This is a genomic window from Streptomyces sp. NPDC051561 (assembly GCF_044454195.1).
Classification (GTDB): Bacteria; Actinomycetota; Actinomycetes; order Streptomycetales; family Streptomycetaceae; genus Streptomyces.
On sequence record NZ_JBITDM010000022.1, the window covers coordinates 115,148 to 141,206 of the forward strand.

Below are 26,059 nucleotides of genomic sequence, written 5' to 3' on the forward strand. Positions count from 1 at the left end.
TGACGGACTTCCCCCGTATGCCGCATCCCGCGTAACCCGTCCGCCCGGTGCGCCGTTGCCGGGCATACGGCCCGCCCGCGCGCCGGGAGCCCCCTCCCGAGTGCGACCGGGGCCGTCACTGCCCGCGACGACCCCATGGATGTGCCGTGCCCCGGTTCAGCGTGATCGTGCCCGCTTTCCAGGTCCAGGAGTACCTGGAGGAGTGCCTGGACTCGGTGTTGACCCAGTCCTTCGACGACTTCGAACTGATCGCGGTGGACGACTGCTCGCCGGACGCCTGCGGCGACCTCATTGACGAGTACGCCGCCCGCGACCCGCGCGTACGCCCGCTGCACCTGGCACAGAACGGCGGCCCGGGCAACGCCCGCAACCTGGGCATGGAGTGCGCCCGGGGCGACTACCTGCTCTTCCTGGACAGCGACGACACCCTGGTTCCCGGCGCCCTCCAGGCGATCTCCGACCGGCTGAAGGAGTCCGACTCCCCGGACGTCCTGGTCTTCGACTACGCCCGTACGTTCTGGAACGGCGAGTCCGTCCGCAACCAGTTCTGCGGCGAACTGCACGAGCAGGGCCCCGCGTCCTTCACCCTCGCCGACCGCCCCGGACTGCTCCGGGTCCTGATGGTCGCCTGGAACAAGGCGTACAGCAGGGAGTTCGTGGAGCGCCAGGGCTTCACCTTCCCGGCCGGCCACTACGAGGACACTCCCTGGACGTACCCGGTCCTGATGTCGGCGGGGTCCCTCACCACCCTCGACGAGGTCTGCGTCCACTACCGCCAGCGCCGCCAGGGCAACATCCCCTCCACCACCTCCGATCAGCACTTCGACCTGTTCGACCAGTACGACCGGGTCTTCGCCTTCCTCGACTCCCGCCCCGCACTGGCCGGCTGGCGTCCGGTGATCTACCGCCGGATGCTCGACCACTTCGGCACCGTCCTCACCAAGCCCGGCCGGCTGCCCCGCGGCAGGCGCGCCGAGTTCTTCCGCCGGGCCCGCGCCCACTGCCGTCGCTACCGCGTCGTGGACGCCACCACCCCGCGCCCCGCGCCCCGCCCCCGCGGAATCGCCGCCCGCAGCGCCGCGGCCCGCAACGCGGCCGCCCGCCGGGCCGCCACCCCCGACGCCGGCACGCCCGACGCCGCCACCTCCAGCTCCACCGGCACCTCCGCCACCTCCGCCTCCTCCGCCACCTCCAGCTCCGACGCCGGGATCTCCGACGCCGCCGCGGCCGACGCCGAAGCCCTGCGCATCGCCGCCGCCAACTCCCCCGCACTGGGCGCCCTGGGCACCCCGCTCACCCCCGCCCTCCCCCGCATCGGCGCCCCCTCGCTCCGCACCCGCCTGCGGCACGCCCTCGTCCGCCTGGGCAGCCACCGCACGTACCGCGCCCTGGCCCTGGCCCAGAACCTGCGCCGCACCACCACCGGCCGCACCGGGTCCGCGCTGCGCACCGTCCGCGCCACGGCCCTGCGGCTGCACTACCGCATCCAGCTGCGACTGCCTGTCCGCGAGGACCAGGCCGTGTTCGCCGCGTACTGGAACCGGGGCTACTCCTGCAACCCGGCGGCCATCGAGGCCAAGGTCCGCGAACTCGCCCCGCATGTCCGGACGTCCTGGATCGCCTCCCCCGCCCACCTGCACACGGTCCCCACCGGAACGCGCAGGCTGCGCCCCGGTTCGGCCGCGTACTGGAGCGCGCTGGCCCGCGCCAAGTACCTGGTGAACAACGTCAACTTCGACCACCGGCTCGTCAAGCGCCCCGGCCAGGTCCTGCTCCAGACCCAGCACGGCACTCCGCTGAAGTCGATGGGCCTCGACCTCCGGGAACGCCCCGCCGCGACCATGGACTTCGACCGGCTGCTCGCGAACACCGACAAGTGGGACTACCTGCTGTCCTCCAACCGCCACTCCTCCCTCGTCTGGGGGCGGGCCTACCCCTCCCCGTACACCACCCTGGAGACCGGCTATCCGCGCAACGACGTCTTCCAGACCGCCACTGCAGACGACGTCGCCCGCATCCGTGAGTCGCTGAACATTCCCGAAGGCTTCACCGCCGTCCTCTACGCTCCGACGCACCGCGACTACCGCCGGACCCAGCGCCTCACGCTCGACCTCGAACGCATCGCCCGGTCCCTCGGGCCCCGGCACGTGCTCCTCACCCGTGCCCACTACTTCGCCAACGGACCGCTGCACCACGCCAGTTCCCACAGCAGCGCACGCATCGTGGATGTCAGCGAATATCACTCGATCGAGTCACTCTGTCTGGCCTCCGACGCCCTGATCACCGACTACTCGTCGCTGATGTTCGACTACGCCAACCTGGACCGCCCGATCGTGCTGCACATCGACGACTGGGAGGCCTACGAGGCGGCCCGCGGCAGCTACTTCGACATCCGCGAGTTCCCGCCCGGCGCGATCGCCCGCAACGACGACGAGCTGATCGACATCTTCCGCACCGGCCACTGGCGCGGCTCCCGCTCGGCGCAGCTGCGCGCCGCGTTCCGGGCGCGGTTCTGCCCGTACGACGACGGGCACGCGGCCGAGCGCGTGGTGCGCCGGGTCTTCCTCGGCCAGACCGAGAGCCTCGCCCGCCCCGTACCACTGGAGGACCGCACCCCCGCCCCGGCCCCCGGCGACGGCCCCGCCTCGTCCTTGCTGCCCTCCCAGCAGGACGCACAGCAGAGTGGGCGCAACTCGGCACAGACGGAGTCCGGCGCGGCGAACGATGCGGCGAGCGAGCTGCTTCCGGCCGAACTTCGCTGAACACCGAGAGGGGCCCGGCGGAACGTCCGCCGGGCCCCTCTCCGTACCCTCTCCGCGCCGAGCTCAAGCGGTGAGCTCAAGCGGTCAGCTCAAGCGGTCAGCTCAAGCGGTGAGCGCCGCGACCGCCGAGTCCGCAAGGTCGTCCAGGTAGGCCCCGTACCCGGCGGGCGGCTCGGTGCGCACGACCACCAGCCGCCAGTACAGCGGCCCGACGACCAGGTCCAGGGCGCGCTCCGGGTCGGACCCCTCGGGCAGCTCACCACGGGCGACGGCCTCCCGTACGACCTGGGCCGCGACCCCGTGCTGCGGGTCGAGCAGGGCGGCCCGGATGGCGCCGGCCAGCTCGGGGTTGCGTACCGCCTCGACCAGCAGATCGGGGACGACCTGGGAGGCGACGGGGTGCCGCAGGGCGTGCAGCAGCACTTCGAGGAGGGTGCGCACGTCGCCGCGCAGCGAGCCGGTCGCGGGCGCGGGCAGCCCGTCGGCGGCGAAGGCGGAGACCAGGTCGAGCACCAGGTGCAGCTTGGAGCGCCAGCGGCGGTAGACGGCCGTCTTGCCGACGCCGGCCCGGCGGGCGATCCCCTCGATGGACATCCGGGCGTAGCCGACGGCCGCCAGCTCGGCGAAGACGGCGCTGCGAATGGCCTCGGTGACGTCCTCACGGAGCACGGCGGCACCGGCGGGGGCGCGCTTGGCGGCCCCGGGAGCGGGGTCGGCGGCGAGTGCGGCTGCGGAAGCGGGGTCCGTGGCGGGTGCGGCCCCGGGAACGGGGTCCGTGGAGACCGCGGGATCGGCGGCGGGCGCGGGGTCGGTGGCCATGCCCGGAATCCTAGCGCCAGGACGGAACGGTTGCGTTTCGACGTCGGTACGCCCTACTGTCGACGCTACGACGATACGGTCCCGTCCCGACGTCGAGACGTCCGTACCCCGGCGAAAGCAGCCTCCGTATGAGCAGCCTCCCCATGAGCGGCCGCGCCTCCCTCCCGCCCGACCTGAGCGCCTACGCCGTCCAGCACGGCCTCACCCTCAGCGGCGCGCGCCCCACGCTCCCCGACTACCTCCGGCAGCTCTGGTCCCGTCGGCACTTCATCAGCGCCTTCGCGACCGCCCGGCTGACCTCGCAGTACAGCGAGGCCAAGCTGGGCCAGCTCTGGCAGGTGCTGACGCCACTGCTGAACGCGGCCGTCTACTACTTCATCTTCGGCGTGCTGATGAACACCAGGGCGGGCGTCGCCGACTACATCCCCTTCCTGGTCACCGGCGTCTTCGTCTGGTCGTTCACGCAGACCACGCTGACCACCGGGGCCCGCTCGGTCAGCGGCAACCTCGGCCTGGTGCGCGCGCTGCACTTCCCACGGGCCTCGCTTCCGGTGTCGTACGCGCTGCTCCAGCTCCAGCAGCTGCTGATCTCGCTCGGGGTGCTCGCGGTGGTACTGGTCTGCTGCGGTCAAGTACCGCGGCCGTCCTGGCTGTTGGCGGCGCCCGCGCTCGCCCTCCAGGCGGTCTTCAGCACCGGTCTCGCACTGGTGCTGGCCCGGCTGACGGCACGCACTCCCGACCTGGCGCAGCTGCTGCCGTTCCTGCTGCGGACGTGGATGTACGCGTCCGGGGTGATGTGGAGCATGGCCCACCTCCTGAAGGCAGGCACCGTCCCCGACGGCGTACGGCTGCTCCTGGAGTGCAATCCGATGGCCGTCTACATCGGGCTGATGCGGTACGCCCTGATCGACAGCTACGGCACGGCCTCTCTGCCGCCGCACGTCTGGGCGCTGGCACTCGGCTGGGCACTGGTCGCGGGCATCGGCGGACTCATTCACTTCTGGCAGGCGGAGGAGAGGTACGGACGTGGCTGAGCAGCAGCTGACGAGGACGCCGCAGGCGGAGCGGACCGGCGAGCCGAGGCACGACACCGGGCAGAGGCACCGCACCGTGCGGAGCACCCGGCCGGCCGAAGCCCCCACCGTCGTCGTCGACGACCTCCACCTCACCTACCGGGTGCATACCGCGGGTTCCGGCCGGGGCGGCGCCGTCGCGGCGCTGCGCCGGATCGCCTCCCGGGCTCCGTCGCCCTCGGTGCGCGAGGTGCACGCCGTCAGGGGCGTCAGCTTCGTCGCGCGCAAGGGCGAGGCGATCGGCCTGATCGGCTCCAACGGATCCGGCAAGTCAACCCTGCTCAAGGCGATCGCGGGGCTCCTCCCCGCCGACCGGGGCCGCGTCTTCACCCGGGGCCAGCCCTCGCTGCTCGGTGTGAACGCCGCCCTGCTCAACGACCTGACGGGCGAACGCAACGTCGTCCTCGGCGCCCTCGCCATGGGCATGTCCCGCGAAGAGATCCGGGAGCGCTACGACGGCATCGTCGACTTCTCCGGCATCAACGACAAGGGCGACTTCGTCTCGCTCCCCATGCGGACGTACTCCTCGGGCATGGCCGCCCGCCTCAAGTTCGCCATCGCCGCCGCCAAGTCGCACGAGGTGCTGCTGATCGACGAGGCGCTCTCGACCGGTGACGCGAGTTTCCAGCGCCGCAGCCGTGAGCGGATCGCCGAGCTGCGTGCGGAGGCGGGCACCGTGTTCCTGGTCAGCCACCACCACCGGACCATCACCGAGACCTGTGACCGGGCGCTGTGGCTGGAGTCGGGAACGCTGCGGATGGACGGACCGGCCGAGGAGGTGGTGGCGGCGTACGAGGCCGCGTCGGGCGCACGCGGTTAGGCGGCGGGCCGCGGGGAGAGCTCGCCGGCCCCCGGACGGAGCTCGCGGCCCCCGGACAGAGCCCGCCGGCCCCCGGAGAGGGACTGCCGGCCCCCGCCCGTAAACCCGGTGTTGACGTAATGCACCGCATCGACGACTTAAGATCCCGGCGATGACGCCCCCGCACCTCGCCCCCAGCACCCCGGCCGCCGCCTCCCCGGCCCCCGGGCCCCCTCGCCGCCCCCTGCTCGGACGCCCCGCCGTCGCCCTGGCCGCCGTCTGGTGCGTCACCCGGCTCCTCCAAGTCGCCCTGGTGAGCGACTTCTTCGGGCAGATCGGGGACGAGATCAACGGGGAGGTGCACCGGATCTACTTCCACTGGTACGAGCAGCTGGTCACCGGCGTATTCCCGCTGGACGACGTGATGTGGCAGTACCCGCCGGGCGCCGCGCTGGTCATCCTCTCCCCCGCCCTGCTCCCCGGCCTCAGCTATTTCCAGGCGTTCGTGGTCCTGACCCTGCTGGTCGACGCCCTCGTCGCCTGCGCCCTGACCAGAGCGGGCCGCGAAACCACCGGCACCACAGAAACCACCGGCCGCACGGAGTCCACCGGCCGCACGGAATCCGCCAGCACCGCCCGAAGCCGGGCCGGCGCCTGGGTCTGGGTCGGCGGGCTGCCCGTCCTGATGCATGTCCCGCTGGTCCGTTACGACGTCCAGGTCACCGCACTCTCCGTCCTCTCCCTCCTCGCCCTGCTGGCCGCCCGCACCAGCCGCCGCCCCGGCCGCACCGCCGCGCTCGGTGGCGCCCTGGCCGCGGTCGGCGCCCTGGTGAAGGTGTGGCCCGTGCTGGCGCTGCTGGGCACGCCCCGGGGGCGTACCACCAGAGCCGCCTGGACCTCGGCGCTCACCAGCGCCGTCGTCCTCCTGGGAGTTCTGGCACTGGCCTTCTCGCACACCTTCGACTTTCTGCGCCAGCAGGGGAACCGGGGCGTCCAGATCGAGTCCATTGGCGGCACCCTGCTGTCGCTGGCCCGGCTGCTGGAGCTGCCGGACCCCGGGGCGTACCAGGTCGAATACCGTTACGGCGCGATGGAGTTCGTGGGGCCCCACGTGCCGGCCCTCGCCACCGCCTCGCTGCTGCTGACCGGCCTCGCCTTCTGCTGGCTACTGATCTGGCGGGTGCGGGCGCGGAGTTGGAACGCGGCGACGGTGTGCGACGCCGCGCTGTGTGCGGTGCTGCTGTTCGTGGTCACCAGCCGGGTCATCAGTCCGCAGTACATGGTGTGGCTGATCGGGCTGTCCGCCGTGTGCGCGAGCGTGCGGGCGACGACCCAACGCCAGGTGGTCCGGCTGCTGTTGGCGGCCGCCGTTGTCAGTACCCTCGCCTACCCTCTGGCGTACGGACAGGTGACCGCCGGCACCTGGTACGGCTTCCTGCTCATGCTCGTCCGCAATGGACTCCTTCTGACCGCAGCGGTGCTGTCCTGCCGCCGCCTCTGGGTCTCCTCGGTGGCCACGCGCGGCACACGGTAGGCTCCCCTCCGCCGAACCACGGGGGCAGCAGGGGGAATTGCCATGCGGAACGCGGAGCGCGGAACCGCCGGACGGGCGACCGGCGGCACAGCACTGAGGCCACTGCGCGCGGACGACCCGCGCGAGATCGCCGGTTACGCCCTGGAGGCGCGGATCGGCGAGGGCGGCATGGGCACCGTCTTCCTGACCCGCACCCGGGGCAACCAGCCCGTCGCCCTCAAGCTGATCCGCCGGGAGTACGCCGACAGCGCGGAGTTCCGGCAGCGGTTCGCCCGCGAGGTGACGGTGTCGCGCCAGGTGCACGGCTATCACATCGTGCCGGTCGTGGACCACGACAGCGGCAACCCCGCCGTCCGGGGCGGGAGTACGTCCGGCCACGACGGGAGTACGTCCGGGCAGGGCGCGAGTAGGTCCCCCTGGCTGGCCACCCGTTTCGTCCCCGGCATCCCACTGGACGACGCCCTCGACGCCTACGGACCGCTGCCCACCGCGACCGTGCTGCAACTGCTGTGCTGCGCCGCCCGCGCCCTCGACGCGATCCACAGCGCCGGAGTCATCCACCGGGACGTCAAGCCGGGCAATCTGCTGCTGGCCTCCGACGGCCCCTGGATGCTCGACTTCGGCATCGCGCGCGCCGCGGGTGCGCTCACCCTCACCACGGTGGGACGCCTGGTCGGCACCCCGAAGTACATGTCCCCGGAGCACGCCCTGGGCCGCCGGCTGACGCCCGCCGCCGATGTGTTCGCCCTTGGCCTGATCGGCGCGCTCGCGGCCACCGGGGAGCACCCGTACGGGCGCGGTCACGGTCTCGCCGTCGCCGCCAGGATCGCCGGCACCGACCGTGAGCCCCCGGACCTGGGCGCCGTTCCGGAGCCGCTGCGCGAGATCGTGCGCCGGTGCCTGGCCGCCGCTGCCGCGGACCGCCCGTCCGCCGCCGAAGTGGCCGAAAGCTGCCGTACGGCGGCCGGGCACGACGTACGGGACTTCAAGGAGTGGCTGCCCGCGCCGGTGGCCGCCGACGTACGGGAGAGGGAGGCCGCCGTGTCGCCCGACCGCAGGGCGGCCCTCGCGGACGCGCCGACGGTGACCGCGCCGGGCCCGCGCCTCGCACCCGGTCTGCCCGCGCTGCCGCCGACGGTGCCGATGACCATGCGGGATCCCCATGCGGACGAGTGGTCGCGCCGGGTCCGACGTACCCCCTGACCTGCCCCTTCCTCAGCTTTCGCCACGCACGCGCACCCCGTGCCCGCACCCGCGCTCGTACCTGTGGCCGTACTCGCGCCCGCCGCGTGGCGGCCCCACTTTCGTCCCCACCGCTCCACGACCCGGGAGGCTCCCCATCAGTAACTCCGTCGGCGACATCCTCAGCCCGCTCGGGCCGGAGGACCCGCGCGAGACCGCCGGGTACCACCTCCTCGCCCGTATCGGCGAGGGCGGCATGGGCACCGTCTATCTCTCGCACACCCGTGGCAACCAGCCCGTCGCCCTGAAGGTCATCCGCCGCGAGTACGGCCAGAACCCGGACTTCCGGCGCCGTTTCGAGCAGGAGGTGCAGGCCGCCCGCCGGGTGCAGGGCTACCACATCGTGCCGGTCGTCGATCATGACACCAGTGGTACGCAGCCGTGGCTGGCCAGCAGTTTCGTGCCCGGGCTCGCCCTGCACGAGGTGCTCGGCCACTTCGGTCCGCTGCCCGAGGCGGCCGTCTTCCAGCTGGTCGGCTGCACGGCGCTCGCGCTGTCCTCGATCCACGCCGCCGGGGTGGTGCACCGCGACCTCAAGCCGTCGAACATCCTGATCGGCTCGGGCGGCCCCTTCGTCATCGACTTCGGCATCGCGCGCGCCGCCGACGCCACCCAGCTCACCGCGAGCGGCGGACTGATCGGCACCCCGCAGTACATGTCGCCCGAGCACGCGCTCGGTGAGCAGGTCGGCCCGGCCAGCGACATCTTCTCGCTCGGGCTGATCGCGGCGGTCGCCGCCACCGGCCGCCACCCGTTCGGTGACGGCGGGGCCATCACGGTCGCCGCGCAGATCGCCAACACCGGCCACCGGCCGCCGGACCTCAGCGGCTACCCGGACAACCTGCGCCCGCTCCTGGAACGCTGCCTGACGGCGGACGCCGCGGACCGCATCACTCCGGCCGAACTGATGCCGCTGTGCGAGCAGTTGGCGGGCCGCCCGCTGCGCGAGTTCGCCGACTGGCTGCCGGAGCCGGTCACCGAGGAGATCGTACGGAGGGAACAGACGGCTCAGTACGCGGCCCAGCAGGCGCAGACAGCACAGGCGGCGCAGGCCGCCCAAGCGGCTCGGGCGGCTCAGGAGGCCGCCCAGTCCGTGCAGTCGGCGCAGAGCGCGGCCCACGCGGCGCAGGCTGCCCAGCAGCCCCCCGTACCCCAGCAGCCCCCGCAGGCGCCGCAGGGCCCGCCCACGCACCCGCCCACGCAGCCTCCGTACGCCCAGCCCCTTCCCACCCAGATGCCGGGCCATCCGCCCCAGCAGACCGACCGGACCGCCCAGTTCGGAGCGGTCGGCCATCCGCCGACGTACCAGAACACCCAGGGGCCCCAGGGAAGCCAGGAGAACCAGGGGCCTCAGGGAAACCAGTACACCCAGGGCACTCCCACCTTCGCCCCCGGGGCGCACCAGCCGACCGCGCCGGGCACCCACCCCACGCCCGCCCCCGCGAAGAAGCCCGGGAAGGCGAAGAAGATCCTGCTCGCCGCCGCCCTGGTGGTGGCGATCGGTGCGGGCGCCGGTGCTGCCGTGTACTTCATGGGCAACAAGGACGCGGACAAGGGCAGCACCGCGAGCGACAAGCCCGCCTCCACTCCCAGCGCCACCCAGGAGTCCACCCCCTCCGAGGACGCCACCACGCCCGCCCCCGACGCACCCGCCTCGGACGAGGGCGGGACGCCGACCCCGGCGCCGCCGGAGACCGCGACGTACACCGAGATCTTCAAGAACAAGCCGTTGACGCTGCGCACTCCGAACTCGCTGTCCAGCACCGATGTGGACTTCGACCTTCCGAAGACCATCGTCTCCGGCTCGATGGAATCCGACGTGCGGGACCTGACCGTCCGGGACTCGGAGTGGGACTTCGCCTCCACGATGGGCAAGAGCGCGGGCGTCACCGCCAAGGAGTGCCGTACCGGCGCCGAGACCAACGCGCTGCCCGATTCGATCGGCCCCCGGGAGTTCGGCGAGCGCGGCTCGGTGCCCAAGGGCACCCGGCTGTGCATGGTCACCACGGACGGCAACCTCGCCCTGTACGAGATCACCACGATCACGCCGGCCAGTGAATCCTCGGACGTGCCGACGGTGGTCGGGAACCTGACGCTCTGGAAGATCAGCCAGTAGTCGTGCCGTAGTCGTCTTCGCCAGCGCCTCCGCGGGCGCCTGCGATACGCCGAAGGGGCGCCCACCGCGTGCAGCGGTGGGCGCCCCTTCTCCGGTACGTCAGACCCTGTTGCGCAGCAGCGTGCGCATCGTCCGCATCGCCACCGACAGGTTCGCCAGGTCGAAGTCGTCCGAGCCCTGGATCTCCTCCAGGGTGCTGCGGGCACGGCCGAGGAGGGCCGCGTTCTTCTCCTCCCAGGCCTTGTAGCGCTGCTCCGGGGTGGAGCCGCCGTTGCCGGTGGACAGCACGTCCTGGGTCAGGCCGGCGTGCGCCGCGTACAGGTCCTCGCGGATCGACGCGCGGGCCATGGACTGCCAGCGGTCGGCACGCGGCAGCTCGATGATGCGGTCCATCAGCTGGGTGATGCCGAGCCGGTCACCGAGGTCGAAGTACACCTCGGCGACGTCCATCGGGTCCTTCTCGATGCGCTCCGCGATGGCGACCACGTCGAGCGCGGGGAAGGCCGAGGAGAAGCCCGCCACGCGCAGCGCCAGGTCCTCCGGCACGCCCGCCGCGGTCAGCTCCTCCAGGATGCCCTGGTACCACTCCAGGTCGGCGCCGCGGAGCAGCTTGGGCAGGTCGGCCCAGACCTGCGCCACGCCCGCGCTGAAGAACTCGATCGTCTCACCGATCTCCAGCGGCTGCGGGCGGTTGCCGAGCAGCCAGCGGGTGCCGCGCTCGACCAGCCGGCGCGAGTGCAGCCGGATACGGGTCTGGATGTCGGCGGACACCTTGTTGTCGAGCGCCTCGACCGCGTCCCAGACCTCGCTCAGGCCGAAGATCGAGCGGGCCGCGAACTGTGCCCGCACGACCTCCTCGATGGACGCGCCGGTCTCTTCGCGCAGGCGGTGCAGGAAGGTCGAACCACCGGTGTTCACGGTGTCGTTGACCAGCACCGTGGTGATGATCTCCCGGCGCAGCGCGTGCGCGTCGATCTGCTCGCCGAACTGCTCCCGCAGGGGTGCGGGGAAGTAGTCGTGCAGCAGGGTGCGCAGGTGCGGGTCGTCCGGGAGGCCGCCGGAGATCAGCTCGTCGGCGACGGTGATCTTCGTGTACGCCAGCAGGACCGCCAGCTCGGGCTGCGAGAGGCCCTTGCCGTTGTTGAGGAGTTCGCGGATCTGGCGGTCGTTGGGGAGGAACTCCAGCGCCCGGTCCAGGTGTCCGTCCCGGGAGAGCCGGCGCATGAAGCGCTGGTGGGCGTGGAGCAGCGAGGAGGACTGGGCGACCGCGTTGGCCAGTGCGGTGTTCTGCGCGTAGTTGTTGCGCAGCACCAGGGTGCCGACCTCGTCGGTCATCTCCGCCAGCAGCTTGTTGCGCTGCTTGACGGTCATGTCTCCGTCGGTGACCAGGGCGTTCAGCAGGATCTTGATGTTCACCTCGTGGTCGGAGGTGTCCACGCCGGCGCTGTTGTCGATCGCGTCGGTGTTGATCCGGCCGCCGGTGCGGGCGAACTCGATGCGGCCGAGCTGGGTGGCGCCCAGGTTGCCGCCCTCGCCGACGACCTTGACCCGCAGGTCGTCGCCGTTGACGCGGATCGCGTCGTTCGCCTTGTCGCCGACGTCCGCGTTGGTCTCGACGGTCGACTTCACATACGTACCGATGCCGCCGTTCCACAGCAGGTCGACCGGCGCCTTGAGGATGGCCTGCATCAGGTCGGCGGGGGTCATCTTGGCGGTGCCGGGCGCCAGGCCGAGGGCCTCGCGCATCGCGGCGTTCAGCGGGATGGACTTGGCGCTGCGCGGGTGGATGCCACCGCCCGGGGAGAGCAGCTCGGTGTTGTAGTCGGCCCAGGAGCTGCGGGGCAGCTCGAAGAGGCGGCGGCGCTCGGCGTAGGAGAGGGCCGCGTCCGGGGTGGGGTCGATGAAGATGTGCCGGTGGTCGAAGGCGGCGACCAGGCGGATGTGCTCGGAGAGCAGCATGCCGTTGCCGAAGACGTCACCGGACATGTCGCCGACGCCGACGACGGTGAAGTCCTCGGACTGCGAGTCGTGGCCGAGCTCCCGGAAGTGCCGCTTCACGGACTCCCAGGCGCCGCGGGCGGTGATGCCCATGCCCTTGTGGTCGTAGCCGACCGAGCCGCCGGAGGCGAAGGCGTCACCGAGCCAGAAGTCGTAGGCGATCGCGATCTCGTTGGCGATGTCGGAGAAGGTCGCGGTGCCCTTGTCGGCCGCCACCACGAGGTAGGTGTCGTCCTCGTCGTGCCGTACGACGTCCTTGGGGTGGACGACCTCGCCCGCCACCATGTTGTCGGTGATGTCGAGCAGCGCCGAGATGAAGGTGCGGTACGAGGCGATGCCCTCGGCCAGCCAGGCGTCGCGGTCCACCGTCGGGTCGGGGAGGTTCTTGGCGACGAAGCCGCCCTTGGCGCCCACCGGCACGATGACGGTGTTCTTCACCATCTGCGCCTTGACCAGGCCGAGCACCTCGGTACGGAAGTCCTCGCGCCGGTCCGACCAGCGCAGACCGCCGCGCGCGACCTTGCCGAAGCGCAGGTGCACACCCTCGACGCGGGGCGAGTAGACCCAGATCTCGTACGCCGGGCGGGGCGCCGGGAGGTCGGGGATGGCCTGCGGGTCGAACTTCATCGAGACGTAGGCGTGCGGCGTGCCGCTCGCGGCCTTCTGGCCCCCGCTGTCCCTTCCCTCGCTGGCGCTCTGGAAGAAGTTGGTGCGCAGCGTGGCCTTGATGACGGTCAGGAAGGAGCGCAGGATGCGGTCCTCGTCGAGCGAGGCGACCTGGTCGAGCGCCCCGTCGAGCTCTTCGAGCAGCCCGTCGGTGAGTTCGGTGCCCGCCTTCTGACGGCCCGGCGACATCCGCGCCTCGAAGAGCGAGACCAGCAGCCGGGTGGTGTGGACGTTGGTACGGAGGGTTTCCTCCATGTAGTCCTGGCTGAACATCGCACCGGCCTGGCGCAGGTACTTGGCGTACGCGCGCAGCACCACCGCCTGCCGCCAGGTGAGACCGGCGCCGAGCACCAGGGAGTTGAAGCCGTCGTTCTCGGCGGCGCCGGTCCAGACCGCCGCGAAGGCGTCCTGGAAGCGCTCGCGGGCGTCGTCACCGAGGTAGTCGGAGCCGTTCGCACCCGGGTTCTGCGGCATCCGCAGGCCGAAGTCGTAGATCCACGCGTGGGTGCGGTCGGTGCAGCGCAGCTCGTAGGGGCGCTCGTCGACGACCTCCACCCCCAGGCGCTGGAGGACCGGGAGCACGGCGGACAGGGAGACCTGGTCGCCGGTGCGGTAGATCTTGAAGCGGCGCTCGCCGGGGGCGGCGCCCACCGGCTCGTACAGGCTGAGCGCGAACTCCTTGCCGCCCTTGCCGAGCTGCTCCAGGTGGAGCAGGTCGGCGACGGCGGAGCGCGGCGAGTGGTCGGCCTTGTAGCCCTCGGGGAAGGCGTGGGCGTACCGGCGCTGGAGTTCGGCGGCACGCTCCTCGCCGAGTTCGGCGTTGAGCGCTTCGCCGAAGCCGTCGGCCCAGGAGCGGGCGGCCTCCGCGAGGCGGGCCTCGATGCGCTCGACGTCGGCGTCGGTGAGCTCGGTCAGCTCGGTGCCGCGCTCGACGCGGACCACGAAGTGCAGACGGGAGAGGATCGACTCGGTGTTCCACGCGGTGAAGTCGACGCTGGTGCCGCCGAGTTCCTCCTTGAGGATGTCGATCAGGCGCAGCCGTACGCCCGTGGTGTACCGGTCGCGGGGCAGGTAGACGATGGCCGAGTAGTAGCGGCCGTACTCGTCCTGGCGCAGGTAGAGCCGCAGCCGGCGGCGCTCCTGGAGGTACAGCACCGAGGTGACGACCGAGCGGAGCTGGTCGACCGGGGTCTGGAACAGCTCGTCGCGCGGGTAGGTCTCCAGGATCTGGAGGAGGTCGCGGCCGTCGTGGCTGTTGGGCGTGAAGCCGGCGCCCTGGAGCACTTCGGCGACCTTGCGCCGGATGACCGGAACCCGTCGTACCGACTCGGTGTACGCGGCGGAGGAGAACAGGCCGAGGAAGCGGCGCTCACCCACCACGTTGCCCTCGGCGTCGAACTTCTTGACGCCGACGTAGTCGAGATAGGAGGGGCGGTGCACGGTGGCGCGGCTGTTCGCCTTGGTCAGCACCAGCAGCTTGTGCTCGCGCGCCTTTGCGCGGGCGTCGGCCGGGAGGCGGCTGAACGAGGGCGAGACGGGGTGCGTCTCGTCGTCCTCGTGGTGCTGCGGGTCGGAGCGCAGGACACCGAGACCGGTGCCGGGGACGGCGGCGAGGGAGTCCTCGCCGGTCAGCTCGTACTCGCGGTAGCCGAGGAAGGTGAAGTGGTCGGCGGCCAGCCACTGGAGCAGCTCGCGGGCCTCGTCGACCTCTTGGTCCGAGAGGTCGCTGGCCTTGGGCTCGCCCGGCAGCTCGTCCGCGATGCGCAACGCGCTGTCGCGCATCTTCTCCCAGTCCTCGACGGCCTCACGGACGTCGGAGAGGACCCGGAGCAGGTCCTGGGAGATCTGCTTGAGGTCGGCGCGGTCGGTCTCGCGGTCCATTTCGACATGGATCCACGACTCGACGATCGCGTCGTGCGGCAGCTCGCCGGTGATCTGCTTGGAGAGCACCTCGATGAGCTTGCCGGTCACATCACGGCGCACCAGCACCTGCGGGTGGATGACCACGTGGATGCCGCGGCCCTGCCGGGACAGTTCGTTGGTCACCGAGTCCACGAGGAAGGGCATGTCGTCGGTCACTACTTCGACGACCGAGTGGCTGCACGTCCACCCGTTCTCCTCGACGGTCGGGGTGTGCACCCTCACCCGCGCCGTGCCCTGCGGGCGGTTCGCCGCGAGCCGGTAGTGCGAGAGGGCCGCGCCGTAGACGTCGACCGGGTCGCGGTCGCCGAGGTCCTCCGGGGCGGTGTGCAGGTAGTAGCGCTGGAGGTACGCGAGTAGGGCGTCCTGGTCGGGCGCCCCTTCACTCTCGGACCCAGTCGGAAGGTGTCCCCCCGCCGGGCTGTTCTCAGCTACCCGGGCTGCCCGCGTGAGCAGCTCGGCCTTGGCTTCGTCCAGCTTGGTCTGCATGTCCTCGGCTCCTGTCGCGCGCCGTTGCGTGACGTAGGTGGTGAAGAAAAACGGCACAACGCCACGACGCGGTGTTTCCGGTCGCTGTCGACGTTATGCCGCGATTGGAGATCCCCGTGACTTTATTGGCCATGTTCGGCAACGGGTCCGGGTTCGGAAAACCAGCGTGGGCCCGGGCACGGTAGTGCGCCGGGCGAAGGCCGGGGGCTGCACCGCCCCCGAGGCGTATCGCGCTGATCACTGCCCCAGGCTATCCCCACTGGGCCGGGAGTCGTTATTCGCCTGCTGTTGTCCATCTCGCGCAGAACCTCGACGTTTCGTCCATTTCCACCGCAGGGGCCTCGCGCGCCACGGCCCCCCACTCCCTCAGCCCACCATCTCCTCCGCCACCCTCACCGCCTCCCCCAGCGAATCCACCACCGGCACCCCCACCGCCCTCAACGCCTCGCGACTGTGCGACCCCCCGGTGTACAACACCGCCCCCGCCCCCACATGCCGCGCCGCCAGCGCATCATCGACCGCGTCCCCGATCACCACGACCCGCCCCGGCTCAACCCCGTCCAGCCCCGCCAGGTGCCGCACCATGTGCTCTGCCTTGGTCCCGCCCGAGGGGCCCACCCGTCCGTCCACCCGCACGAAGTGCCGCTCGATCCCGTACGACCGCACCACCGGCACCAGTTCGTCATGCCCGTACATACTCAGCAGCGACTGGCTCCGCCCGCCCGCGCCCCACCCGGTGAGCAGCTCCTCCACGCCCTCCGTCAGGCCGCACGCCGCCCGCAGCTCGACGTAGTGCCGGTGGAAGGCGTCGTCCATGACGAGCCACTCCTCCGCGGTGGGAAGACGGCCCATCATCCGCTCGTAGAAGCGCGGTATCGGTATGCAGTACATCTCCCGGTACCGCTCCGCGGTGATCGGCTCCAGGCCCACCTCCGCGAAAGCCGCGTTGCTCGCCCCCACGACCGCTTCGATGTCGTCGAGCAGCGTGCCGTTCCAGTCCCACACCAAGTGCGTCCTCATGAAAGAACGGTACCCACGAGGTCTGACAACCCAACGGGAGAGCCCCCTGCCCCCTGCCGGCCCCCAGCCGGTATCCCGCTCGACCCGCCGCCCGCTCAGCTGATCAGCAGCTCAGCCGATCAGCCCCGGAATCTCCTGCACCCCGAACCACAACAGCTCGTGGTCCTCCGCCCCGTCCACCGTGAACTGCGCATCGTCGTCCCCGAGATCGGCCGCCCCCAGCGCCGCCGCCGCAGCCGTCACGTCCGCACCGGCGTCGTCCGCGTCCGCATGCACCGCCCCGGCCTTCTTCAGCGATACGGCACCCTCGACCCGCACCTCACCGATCGCCCCGGCGTCCATCCCCCGCCCGTCAGGATCGGCCGTCACCACATCGTCCGGCACGTCCACCGCGAGCACGATCCGGCGCCGCTCGGCCGCCGGGTCCCCGGCGATCAGCCGCAGCGAGGCCGCCGCCGCGCGCCCCAGCGCCGCGTACTCCAGCTCCTCGATGTCGTCCGAGACGTACCACTCGCGCAGCCCCGGCGTCACCGCGTAGGCGACCAGCGGTCCGGGGGCCAGCTCGCCGGCCTTGTACGCCGCTGCGAGACCGGGAAGGGTCAGGGGTACGTAGACGCGCATGGCTGTCGCTTTCCTCGTCGGACGTGGGTTTTCGCCTGATCGAGCCGGTGCCGATCCCGGTGGCGAACCACCGGAAACAATCCTCGCCAGGGCCACAAGGATACGTTCCGGGTCCCCCATCGGGGCGGCGGTACCCCTCCAGGCTCCGTCCACCCCACGCCGCACGCCCCCCACGTCCGTACCCGCAGCCCCTGACCCCGGCCACCCTGATAGGTGAATCTCCGCCCCGCTCCCCGCCGCCCCGCGCGCCCCTTGCCGCCGCACGCCAAGCCCCCGTACAAGATCCCCATCGGAAAGTTACTGCCCGGTACTACACCGGCACGGCAGAGCGGGGCGCTCACGATGCACAGCACGCAGACGCAGACCCGGCCCGGCACCACCCGGCCCGGCACCACCCGCCGCGACCCCAGGACCCCCGGCGCGGGACGGCCCGCCGCCACCGGCCCCCACAGCACGGCCACCCGCACCACCGCCACCCGCACCCCGGCCCTCCGGCCGCCCCGCGCCCCCGCACCACTGCACCACCAGTTCGCCGTCCGCCTGCTGGCCGTACTCAGCGGCGAGCGCCCGGCGATCAGCATGCTGAACCAGATGATCGGCGAGGCCTACGACCAACTGGTACTGCTGGCCCCGCGGACCCCGTTCCGCACCCGGGGCATGCGCCCCGTTGTCCGCAAGTGCGGCAGCTTCCAGCCCCGCCCCGATGTGATCGAGGCGTTCGCCATGATCGGCGCGGGCCCGCAGCTCCGCGCCATGGCCTTCCGCCTGGAGATGCACGCCGACCAGCGCTGGCGCTGCACCGCCGTCGACCTCGGCGGCGAACGGGTCGGCGCCCCGGCCGGCGTCTGAAACACGTCCGGGAACCGGCGTCTGAAACACGACCGGGAACACGTCCGGGCGCGCACCCCCTGAGGGATGCGCGCCCGGACCGTCGTACCGGATCACCGGCCGCAAGCCATAACGACCTCGGGGGCAGAAGCGCGCGGGCTCCCGAGGTCGTAAGCCGCCGGCCGTGGAGCGACCGCCTACTTCTTGTTGCGGCGACGCCCCGCCGTCTTCTGCGCCTTGCGACGCTCCGCCCGCGTCATCCCGTCCGACTCGGACCGCGTCGGCCCGTCCGCCGAGGTGTCGAAGTCACCCTCGACGATGCCGCCCTCACCGTCCACGGTCGGCGCCGAGAAGTGCAGCCGGTCGGGCCGCTGCGGCGCGTCCAGACCCTTGGCGTGGATCTCCGGACGGCTCTGCGAAGCAGCGGGAACCGCGTCCTCCTTGGTCATCGACAGACCTGCGGAGTCCTGCACCACAACCTCCTCGACCTGCTGCTCGACCTGGACCTCCAGGTTGAACAGGTAGCCGACGGACTCCTCCTTGATGCCGTCCATCATGGCGTTGAACATGTCGAAGCCCTCGCGCTGGTACTCGACCAGCGGGTCCTTCTGCGCCATGGCCCGCAGGCCGATGCCCTCCTGGAGGTAGTCCATCTCGTAGAGGTGCTCGCGCCACTTGCGGTCCAGCACCGAGAGCACCACACGGCGCTCCAGCTCGCGCATGATGTCCGAGCCGAGCTGCGTCTCGCGGTCCTCGTACTGGGCGTAGATGTCGTCCTTGACGGACTCCGAGATGAACTCGGCGGTGATGCCCGCACGGTCGCCCGCGGCGTCCTCCAGGTCCTCCACCGTGATCTTCACCGGGTAGAGCTGCTTGAACGCGCCCCACAGGCGGTCCAGGTCCCACTCCTCGGAGAAGCCCTCGACCGTCTCCGCCTGGATGTAGGCGTCGATGGTGTCGTCCATGAAGTGCCGGATCTGCTCCTGGAGGTCCTCGCCCTTCAGAACGCGGCGGCGCTCGCCGTAGATGACCTCGCGCTGCCGGTTGAGCACCTCGTCGTACTTCAGGACGTTCTTACGCGTCTCGAAGTTCTGCTGCTCGACCTGCGACTGCGCGGACGCGATCGCCCGCGTCACCATCTTGTTCTCGATCGGTACGTCGTCGGGAACGTTGGCCATCGCCATCACGCGCTCGACCATCGCCGCCTTGAACAGACGCATCAGGTCGTCGCCCAGCGACAGGTAGAACCGGGACTCGCCCGGGTCGCCCTGACGGCCGGAACGACCGCGCAGCTGGTTGTCGATACGGCGCGACTCGTGGCGCTCGGTGCCCAGCACATAGAGCCCGCCGAGCTCCTTGACCTCGTCGTGCTCCGCCTTGACGGCCGCCTCGGCACGCTCCAGGGCCGCGGGCAGCGCTGCCGCCCACTCCTCGATGTGCTCCTCCGGGTCCAGACCCTGCTGGCGCAGGTCGGCCTCGGCGAGGTCGTCCGGGTTGCCGCCGAGCTTGATGTCGGTACCACGGCCGGCCATGTTGGTGGCGACGGTGACGGCGCCCTTGCGGCCGGCCTGGGCGATGATCGGCGCCTCACGGTCGTGCTGCTTGGCGTTGAGCACCTCGTGCTGCACCCCGCGCTTGGCGAGCTGCTGGGAGAGGTACTCGGACTTCTCGACCGAGGTGGTGCCGACCAGGATCGGCTGGCCCTTCTCGTGCTTCTCCGCGATGTCGTCGACGACCGCGGCGAACTTGGCGACCTCGGTGCGGTAGATCAGGTCCGACTGGTCGATGCGGACCATGTCCCGGTTGGTCGGGATCGGCACGACGCCCAGCTTGTAGATCTGGTGGAACTCGGCGGCCTCGGTCATCGCCGTACCGGTCATGCCGGACAGGCCGTCGTACAGGCGGAAGAAGTTCTGCAGGGTGATCGTGGCGAGGGTCTGGTTCTCGTCCTTGATGTCCACCCCTTCCTTCGCCTCGATCGCCTGGTGCATGCCCTCGTTGTAGCGGCGACCTGCGAGCACACGACCGGTGTGCTCGTCGACGATCATGACTTCGCCGTCGATGACGACGTAGTCCTTGTCCTTCTTGAAGAGTTCCTTGGCCTTGATGGCGTTGTTGAGGTAACCGACGAGCGGGGTGTTGACCGACTCGTAGAGGTTGTCGATGCCCAGCCAGTCCTCGACCTTGGCGACGCCCGGCTCGTGGATGGCGACGGTGCGCTTCTTCTCGTCGACCTCGTAGTCGCCGGTCTCCTCGATGCCCTTGAGCGGGTTGCCCGGCTCGCCCTTCGTCAGGCGGGTGACCAGCTTGGCGAAGTCGCCGTACCACTTGGTGGCCTGATCGGCGGGGCCGGAGATGATCAGCGGCGTACGGGCCTCGTCGACCAGGATCGAGTCGACCTCGTCGACGATCGCGAAGTTGTGACCGCGCTGGACGAGCTCGTCCTGCGACCAGGCCATGTTGTCGCGGAGGTAGTCGAAGCCGAACTCGTTGTTCGTGCCGTACGTGATGTCGCAGGCGTACTGCGCGCGGCGCTCGGCGGGCGACATGTTGGCGATGATGCAGCCGATGGTCAGGCCAAGGAACTTGTGCACCCGGCCCATCAGCTCGGAGTCGCGCTCCGCCAGGTAGTCGTTGGTGGTGATCAGGTGCACGCCCTTGCCGGACAGTGCGTTGAGGTACGCGGGGAGCGTGCCGACGAGGGTCTTGCCCTCACCGGTCTTCATCTCCGCGACGTACCCGAGGTGCAGCGCGGCACCGCCCATCATCTGGACGTCGTAGTGCCGCTGGCCGAGGGCGCGCTTGGCGCCTTCGCGGACGGTCGCGAAGGCCTCGGGCATCAGGTCGTCGAGGCTCTCGCCGTCGGCGTACCGCTGCTTGTACTCGTCGGTCAGGGCTCGCAACTCGGCGTCGGAGAGGTTGACGAAGTCCTCTTCGATGGAGTTGACCTGGTCCGCGATGCGGTGCAGTTTGCGCAGGATCTTGCCTTCGCCTGCACGCATGAGCTTGTTGAAGACGGACACTGAGGCTGGTCTCCTTGCCGGTCGGGCCTGTGCACTGGGTCGGTTATGACTGTGTCTGTACTGACTTTGGCGCGGGCACGGCAGGCGGGCCCCACCGCAACGGCCATCGTAAGCGAGGACCCAGCCGCCACGGGAGGTCCGTCCTCACGAAGCCGCACCGTCCTGCACAAGGTGAACGTCCGGCACGCACCGAAGGTGCCGGGGCAGCACTCGAAAAGTGTTCGCCCTCGGCTCACACACCGAGGACAATCCGGTCATGGAACCCTTTGTGCTGACCACGGACCGCCTGGAACTGCGGCCTTTCGCCCCGGACGACACCGACGAGGTCTTCCGCACCGTCCAGGACCCGGACATTCTCCGCTGGACGACCATTCCCTCGCCGTACACCTACAAGGACGCCGTCCATTTCGTCGAACAGATCTCGGGCGAGGGCCTGCGCACCGGCACCGGCTTCCATTTCGCGGTACGTCCACGGGGCGGCGGCCCCCTGCTCGCGGCAGTCGGCGTGGGCGTGCATCTGACCCCCGGGGTCTGGGAGCTCGGCTTCTGGACGGCAGCGCCACACCGACGACGGGGTTACGTCGCCGAGGCCGCGACCGCGGTGATCCGCTGGACCTTCGCCACACTGCCCCTGGACCGCCTGATCTGGCGGGCCGAGGTGGGCAACGAACCCTCGCGCCTGGCCGCCCGCAAGCTCGGCTTCACCATGGAGGGCGTCCAGCGGGCCGGCACCCTCCACCAGGGCACCGCCCGCGACTCCTGGGTGGGCTCGCTGCTCCCCTCGGACCTGGCGCTGCCCGGCCTGCACCCCTATCTTCCGGCGCGCGACGTCGCGGCCACCGACGCCGTGGCCGGCGCCCGGACCGCTCCCGCCTCGGATGTCAGTGCCGCCCTCTAGTCTTTCTTCATGACCCTCCAGCCGCCCTCCGTTGTCGCCCTCTCCGCCGACGAAGCACGCCGAATCGCCTTGCGCGCACAGGGATTCATGGGCGCACCCGACCGCCGCGCCGGGGTGCGCGGGGTGCTGCGTCATCTGGGGGCGGTCCAGCTGGACACCATCTCCGTACTGGCCCGCTCGCACGAGCTGATTCCGTACGCCCGCCTCGGCGCCGTGGACCGCAGGACGGTCGAGTCCGCCTACTGGGCCGCCGACGACGAACCCGCGCACGCCTTCGAGTACTGGTCGCACGCGGCCTGCATCCTGCCCGTCGAGGAGTGGCCGCACTTCGCCTTCCGCCGCCGCGCCTACCGCGCCCGCCCCCAGTGGCACCACGAGCTGACCGACGGTGCCTACGAACGCGTCATCAAGCAGCTCCGCACCGAAGGCCCCCTCACGGCAACGGAGTTGGGCGGCGCGAAGAACGGCGGGGAGTGGTGGGACTGGTCGGAGTCCAAGGTCGCCGTCGAGCGCGCCCTGATGTACGGCGACGTGGTGTGCACCGGGCGACGCAGCTGGAAGCGGGTGTACGACCTGGCCGAGCGGGCCATCCCCGCCGACCTCCAGCAGGACGACCTCTCCGACACCGAGTGCGTACGCCGCCTGGTGGCTCTCGCGGGCCGCTCACTGGGCGTCGGCACCCGCGAGGACATCTCCGACTATCACCGGCTGAAAAACGCCCAGGTGGACGAGGTGATCGCGGACTCCGGGCTGGTTCCGGTGGAGGTCGAGGGCTGGGGGCGGCCGGCCTGGGCGGACCCGCGGGCGCTGGCGACCGTGCCGCGCGGCCGGCACCGCACCACACTGCTCTCCCCGTTCGACTCGCTGATCTGGGACCGGCCGCGCACCGAGCGCGTCTTCGGTTTCACCCACCGCCTGGAGGCGTACGTCCCCAAGCCCAAGCGGATTCACGGGTACTTCGCGATGCCCCTGCTGTCCGGCGGGCAGCTGCTCGGCCGTGCGGATCCCGCCCGCGAGGGCAGCACCCTGGTGGCCCGTCAGGTCTCCCTGCAATCCGCCAAGTCGGCGCCCGCGATGGCCAAAGCCCTGTGGGAGGCAGCCTCCTGGGTCGGCTGCACAGACGTACGGGTGGACCGCACCACCCCGGCGGAGCTGCACGCACCGCTGCTGGCGGCGCTCAAGGCGTAGCCCTCAACAACCCGCGCCCTCAACGGATTTCGAGGATCTTCTCCCGCATCGCGTAGACCACGGCTTCCATCCGGGAGTGCAGCTGGAGCTTCTCCAGGATGTTGCGCACATGGTTCTTCACGGTGTTCTCCGAGATGAACAACTCCTTGGCGATGTCCCGGTTGTTCATCCCGGTGGCGACCAGCTTGAGCACTTCCAGCTCACGGTCGGTGAGCCGGGGCGCGGGCACCAGCCTGCGCTCGTCGGAGCGCTGGATCATTGACTTGAACTCGGTGAGCAGCTTGGACGCCATGGAGGGGCTGATCTGCGACTGCCCGTCGGCCACCGCGCGGATCGCGGTGGAGACCTCGTCGGTCGAGATCTCCTTCAGCAGGTATCCCGTCGCACCGGCCTTGATGGCGTCGTAGAGGTCGGCCTCCTCGTCGCTGATCGTCAGCATGATGATCTTCGCGCTGGGGGCCACCTCCTTGATGGAGGTGCACGCCTCGATCCCGCCCCGCTTGGGCATCCGCACGTCCATCAGCACGATGTCAGGCAGCAGATCGGCGGCCTTGTCCACGGCCTCCGCCCCGTCCCCGGCCTCGCCGACGACCTGGATGTCCTCCTCCTGGGCCAGGACGATCTCCAGACCTCGGCGGAAGAGCGCGTGGTCGTCCACCACGAGAACCCTGATGGGCTCCTTGCGGGACCCGCCCGTGTCCGTGCCGGCGTCCGCACCGGATCCACCGGCCGCGCGGTCAGCACTCCGGGCGTAGTCGCCGCCGTGCACCGGACCGAAGCTGTCCGCCATCGTTCCTCCCCCTGAGGCCATGGCCCGAAGTTCATGTGCTGCGCCAACCACAGTCCGCAGAGCACCTCTTGACTTGCGGTGCCATGATTCCATGCCCGGACGTCGGAACGGTTGCTTCAGGACGCATGTGGCGGTGCCCCCGGAGGCGCGAACGCTCTCCGGGGGCACCACCGTAAGGTGGGTCGGCGTGTCGGACGCCGACGCTGGGCGGCTAGCCGCCGAGTGCGCCGCCGGCTCCGCCGACCTCGGACTCGGCCAGCGGATCGGTGTCCAGGTGGATGACGCCGTAGTCGTAGGCGTGTCGTCGGTAGACGACGCTGGGCTCCTTGGTCTCCGCGTCGACGAAGAGATAGAAGTCGTGTCCGACCAGTTCCATCTCGTAGAGCGCCTGGTCGAGGGTCATGGGCGCGGCGACGTGGGTCTTCTCCCTGACCACCAGTGGGCCGTCGCCCTGCACCTCAAGCGAGCCGATCTTCTTCGTGGGCACGGACGTGTCCGACTCGTCCTGGCCGACGGCGAGTTGACCGTCGCCGTCGATGACCGCGGCGTCGGGAACCGTCTGTCCCACCTCTGCCGCGGACAGCCTGCCGGTGCCGCGACGGGTGTGGCGCTTGTCGTGCTGCTTGCGCAGCCGCGCCTCCAGCTTTCCTGTGGCGAGGTCGAGCGCCGCGTACGGGTCGCCCGCCGATGCTTCTGCCCGGATGACGGGGCCGCGTCCGTGGACCGTGATCTCCACCCGGTCCGAACGGTCGGCCTGCCGTGGGTTGGGCTCCTTGGACACCTCCACGTCGAGGCTGATCACCTTGCCGTCGAGCTTCTGGATCCTCTCCAGCTTGAGCTTCTCCGCCACGTGCTTGCGGAACCGCTCGGGTACTTCGGTCTTGCGGCCCTTGACGACGATGTCCACGCAGAACTCCGTTCCCGGATTGCTCCGCCCGCTGGCGGAGCGTTTCCCTCTTGCACCAGACTCCGGCTCGCGCCGAAGTCTCGGACTAGGCGACTTCACCTCCTCCTCCCCCGTCGGGAAGATCCACACCCCCATTTCGGGGTGCGAGGGAAAACCTGAAGCACGGCAGTGCATTAAGTGAGGCACAGCAACCGCTTTTCCTCACTTCCGAACATAGCTCGCTCGGGCGGATGTCGGCACCCGCTACCGGCACGTACCTCCGTTCAGGTCTATTTTCCCTCTCACCACCTGCAACGATTGAAGTAATCGTTCAGTTCCAGTTTATTTCGAAAGATAACGGCGGAGCCGCGACAACCGCAGCGACGACCGCTGGTTCACCGGCATTCCGGCACCCCGATCTCGCCACCCCCAAGGCTTTCGGTTCCGGGCCCCTCCCGGCTCCCGCGGCCCCGGGGTCCAGGGCCCCGGCCGCTCCGATCGCCCGGGCCGCCTCGGTCAGCGAGGCCCCCGTGGTCATCAGGTCGTCCACCAGCACGGTTCTGCCGCCCGCCAGCAGCCTGTGCCCGCCGGCGACCAGGTCCAGGGCGCCGGACAGATTCGCAGGCCGCTCCCGGGCACCCAGACCCGCCTGATCGCCCACCGGGCGACGCTGTCGCAGCACTGGCGCGACCCGTGCCGCGATCCCGCCCCGCCGCAGCTCACCAGCGGCGGCGAAGGCGATCCGCCGTGCCGCGTCGTGCCCCCGGGCGCCGACCGAACGGCGCGCAGAGGGCACCGGCACCAACACCAGTTCCCGCATCGCATTCACTGCCGCCCCACCTACCCCCACCCCCCACGAATACGCCACCCCACCCCCACCTCCAACCACCCCACCCGTCACACCAACCACTCCCCCACAAGCCCCACCAACCTCCGCCACCACCCCCCGTACCGCCCCCGCCAACGCCACCCCCAGCGGTCGTGCCAGCCCCAGCGCCCCCCGCTCCTTGTGCGCGAGCAACACCGCACGTGTCGCGTCCTCGTACCGCGCTGCCGCATGCACCACCGGCAGCCCACCCGGCTCCGGATCCGGCCTCACCCGCCCCGCCCCACCCCCGTACAACTCCTCAGCACACTCCCCGCACACCCCCTCCGGCACCCGCCCGCGCCCGCACCCCCCACAAGCCACCGGCAACACCAGCCCCGCGAACTCCCGCCACCATCCCCGCAGTTCCCCCATGCCCCCACTCTGCCCACACCACCCCAACCCCCACCACCCCTGTGGATAACCCCCCAACCCCACCCACCCCACCCCCGTCAGCCCCCTTGGACAGCGAGACCACCCACCCCTCCCCACCCCCGCCAGCCCGCTTGGGCGGCGGGGCCG

17 protein-coding genes are annotated in these 26,059 nt (G+C 70.8%); 9 read left to right on the forward strand and 8 right to left on the reverse strand.

What is annotated here, in order from left to right:
* Window positions 1-146 precede the first annotated feature (146 nt).
* Window positions 147-2,762: a CDP-glycerol glycerophosphotransferase family protein gene (locus ACIA73_RS33910; RefSeq protein ID WP_399442745.1), complete on the forward strand. Its 2,616-nt coding sequence runs from the start codon at window positions 147-149 to the stop codon at window positions 2,760-2,762.
* A 102-nt stretch (window positions 2,763-2,864) separates the two neighbouring features.
* On the opposite strand, the gene ACIA73_RS33915 is transcribed toward ACIA73_RS33910, so the two are convergent.
* A complete protein-coding gene (locus tag ACIA73_RS33915) occupies window positions 2,865-3,581 on the reverse strand; it encodes a TetR/AcrR family transcriptional regulator (protein WP_399442746.1) in 717 nt (238 codons plus the stop codon).
* A 128-nt stretch (window positions 3,582-3,709) separates the two neighbouring features.
* Between ACIA73_RS33915 and ACIA73_RS33920 the strand changes: the two genes are divergently transcribed.
* From ACIA73_RS33920 to ACIA73_RS33940, 5 genes are all read left to right on the forward strand, one after another.
* Window positions 3,710-4,615 carry an ABC transporter permease gene (locus tag ACIA73_RS33920; RefSeq protein ID WP_399442747.1) on the forward strand — a complete coding sequence of 302 codons (906 nt, stop codon included), beginning with the start codon at window positions 3,710-3,712 and terminating at the stop codon, window positions 4,613-4,615.
* A 76-nt stretch (window positions 4,616-4,691) separates the two neighbouring features.
* Window positions 4,692-5,474, forward strand: coding sequence for an ABC transporter ATP-binding protein (locus ACIA73_RS33925; RefSeq protein WP_399442772.1), 783 nt, complete (start codon window positions 4,692-4,694; stop codon window positions 5,472-5,474).
* A 151-nt stretch (window positions 5,475-5,625) separates the two neighbouring features.
* Window positions 5,626-6,987, forward strand: a complete 1,362-nt coding sequence (locus ACIA73_RS33930; protein WP_399442748.1) for a glycosyltransferase 87 family protein — start codon at window positions 5,626-5,628, stop codon at window positions 6,985-6,987.
* Window positions 6,988-7,029: 42 nt separating this feature from the next.
* Window positions 7,030-8,190, forward strand: coding sequence for a serine/threonine-protein kinase (locus tag ACIA73_RS33935; RefSeq protein ID WP_399442749.1), 1,161 nt, complete (start codon window positions 7,030-7,032; stop codon window positions 8,188-8,190).
* On the forward strand, window positions 8,150-10,345 hold the full coding sequence (locus tag ACIA73_RS33940; protein WP_399442750.1) for a serine/threonine-protein kinase: 2,196 nt from the start codon (window positions 8,150-8,152) through the stop codon (window positions 10,343-10,345). Before ACIA73_RS33935 ends, ACIA73_RS33940 begins: the two co-directional genes overlap by 41 nt.
* Window positions 10,346-10,444: 99 nt before the next feature.
* Here ACIA73_RS33940 and ACIA73_RS33945 read toward each other — a convergent pair whose 3' ends face one another.
* From ACIA73_RS33945 to ACIA73_RS33955, 3 genes are all read right to left on the reverse strand, one after another.
* Complete coding sequence (locus tag ACIA73_RS33945) at window positions 10,445-15,418, reverse strand: NAD-glutamate dehydrogenase (protein ID WP_399442751.1); 4,974 nt, start codon at window positions 15,416-15,418, stop codon at window positions 10,445-10,447.
* A 366-nt stretch (window positions 15,419-15,784) separates the two neighbouring features.
* Window positions 15,785-16,438 carry an HAD family hydrolase gene (locus tag ACIA73_RS33950; RefSeq protein ID WP_399442752.1) on the reverse strand — a complete coding sequence of 218 codons (654 nt, stop codon included), beginning with the start codon at window positions 16,436-16,438 and terminating at the stop codon, window positions 15,785-15,787.
* A gap of 111 nt (window positions 16,439-16,549) precedes the next feature.
* Window positions 16,550-17,059, reverse strand: a complete 510-nt coding sequence (locus ACIA73_RS33955; RefSeq protein ID WP_399442753.1) for a DUF6912 family protein — start codon at window positions 17,057-17,059, stop codon at window positions 16,550-16,552.
* Between the two features lie 342 nt (window positions 17,060-17,401).
* On the opposite strand from ACIA73_RS33955, the gene ACIA73_RS33960 reads away from it, so the two are divergent.
* Window positions 17,402-17,908 (forward strand): Rv3235 family protein, encoded by a 507-nt coding sequence (locus ACIA73_RS33960; protein WP_399442754.1) that lies wholly within the window; start codon window positions 17,402-17,404, stop codon window positions 17,906-17,908.
* A gap of 176 nt (window positions 17,909-18,084) precedes the next feature.
* Here the strand turns inward: ACIA73_RS33960 and secA are convergent, their stop codons facing one another.
* Window positions 18,085-20,910 (reverse strand): preprotein translocase subunit SecA, encoded by a 2,826-nt coding sequence (gene secA, locus ACIA73_RS33965; protein WP_399442755.1) that lies wholly within the window; start codon window positions 20,908-20,910, stop codon window positions 18,085-18,087.
* Between the two features lie 256 nt (window positions 20,911-21,166).
* Between secA and ACIA73_RS33970 the strand changes: the two genes are divergently transcribed.
* Window positions 21,167-21,808: a GNAT family N-acetyltransferase gene (locus ACIA73_RS33970; RefSeq protein ID WP_399442756.1), complete on the forward strand. Its 642-nt coding sequence runs from the start codon at window positions 21,167-21,169 to the stop codon at window positions 21,806-21,808.
* Between the two features lie 9 nt (window positions 21,809-21,817).
* Complete coding sequence (locus tag ACIA73_RS33975; protein WP_399442757.1) at window positions 21,818-22,996, forward strand: winged helix-turn-helix domain-containing protein; 1,179 nt, start codon at window positions 21,818-21,820, stop codon at window positions 22,994-22,996.
* A gap of 19 nt (window positions 22,997-23,015) precedes the next feature.
* Here ACIA73_RS33975 and ACIA73_RS33980 read toward each other — a convergent pair whose 3' ends face one another.
* The 3 genes from ACIA73_RS33980 to ACIA73_RS33990 all read right to left on the reverse strand — a co-directional run bounded on the left by ACIA73_RS33980 (window position 23,016) and on the right by ACIA73_RS33990 (window position 25,903).
* A complete protein-coding gene (locus ACIA73_RS33980) occupies window positions 23,016-23,786 on the reverse strand; it encodes a response regulator (protein ID WP_399442758.1) in 771 nt (256 codons plus the stop codon).
* A gap of 211 nt (window positions 23,787-23,997) precedes the next feature.
* The gene (gene hpf, locus ACIA73_RS33985; protein WP_399442759.1) at window positions 23,998-24,693 is read right to left on the reverse strand and encodes a ribosome hibernation-promoting factor, HPF/YfiA family; all 696 of its coding nucleotides are present in this window, start codon (window positions 24,691-24,693) and stop codon (window positions 23,998-24,000) included.
* 310 nt (window positions 24,694-25,003) lie between these two features.
* Window positions 25,004-25,903, reverse strand: coding sequence for a ComF family protein (locus ACIA73_RS33990; protein ID WP_399442773.1), 900 nt, complete (start codon window positions 25,901-25,903; stop codon window positions 25,004-25,006).
* Between the last annotated feature and the right edge of the window lie 156 nt (window positions 25,904-26,059).

Excerpts from the sequence above, each read along its gene's own strand:
- ACIA73_RS33955 (WP_399442753.1), bottom strand. The coding sequence starts at position 17,059 with ATGCGCGTCTACGTACCCCTGACCCTTCCCGGTCTCGCAGCGGCGTAC.
- ACIA73_RS33980 (WP_399442758.1), bottom strand. The coding sequence starts at position 23,786 with ATGGCGGACAGCTTCGGTCCGGTGCACGGCGGCGACTACGCCCGGAGT.
- ACIA73_RS33935 (WP_399442749.1), top strand. The coding sequence starts at position 7,030 with ATGCGGAACGCGGAGCGCGGAACCGCCGGACGGGCGACCGGCGGCACA.
- ACIA73_RS33945 (WP_399442751.1), bottom strand. The coding sequence starts at position 15,418 with ATGCAGACCAAGCTGGACGAAGCCAAGGCCGAGCTGCTCACGCGGGCA.
- ACIA73_RS33930 (WP_399442748.1), top strand. The coding sequence starts at position 5,626 with ATGACGCCCCCGCACCTCGCCCCCAGCACCCCGGCCGCCGCCTCCCCG.
- ACIA73_RS33970 (WP_399442756.1), top strand. The coding sequence starts at position 21,167 with ATGGAACCCTTTGTGCTGACCACGGACCGCCTGGAACTGCGGCCTTTC.
- ACIA73_RS33915 (WP_399442746.1), bottom strand. The coding sequence starts at position 3,581 with ATGGCCACCGACCCCGCGCCCGCCGCCGATCCCGCGGTCTCCACGGAC.
- ACIA73_RS33940 (WP_399442750.1), top strand. The coding sequence starts at position 8,150 with ATGCGGACGAGTGGTCGCGCCGGGTCCGACGTACCCCCTGACCTGCCC.
- ACIA73_RS33920 (WP_399442747.1), top strand. The coding sequence starts at position 3,710 with ATGAGCAGCCTCCCCATGAGCGGCCGCGCCTCCCTCCCGCCCGACCTG.
- ACIA73_RS33950 (WP_399442752.1), bottom strand. The coding sequence starts at position 16,438 with ATGAGGACGCACTTGGTGTGGGACTGGAACGGCACGCTGCTCGACGAC.
- ACIA73_RS33960 (WP_399442754.1), top strand. The coding sequence starts at position 17,402 with ATGCACAGCACGCAGACGCAGACCCGGCCCGGCACCACCCGGCCCGGC.
- ACIA73_RS33975 (WP_399442757.1), top strand. The coding sequence starts at position 21,818 with ATGACCCTCCAGCCGCCCTCCGTTGTCGCCCTCTCCGCCGACGAAGCA.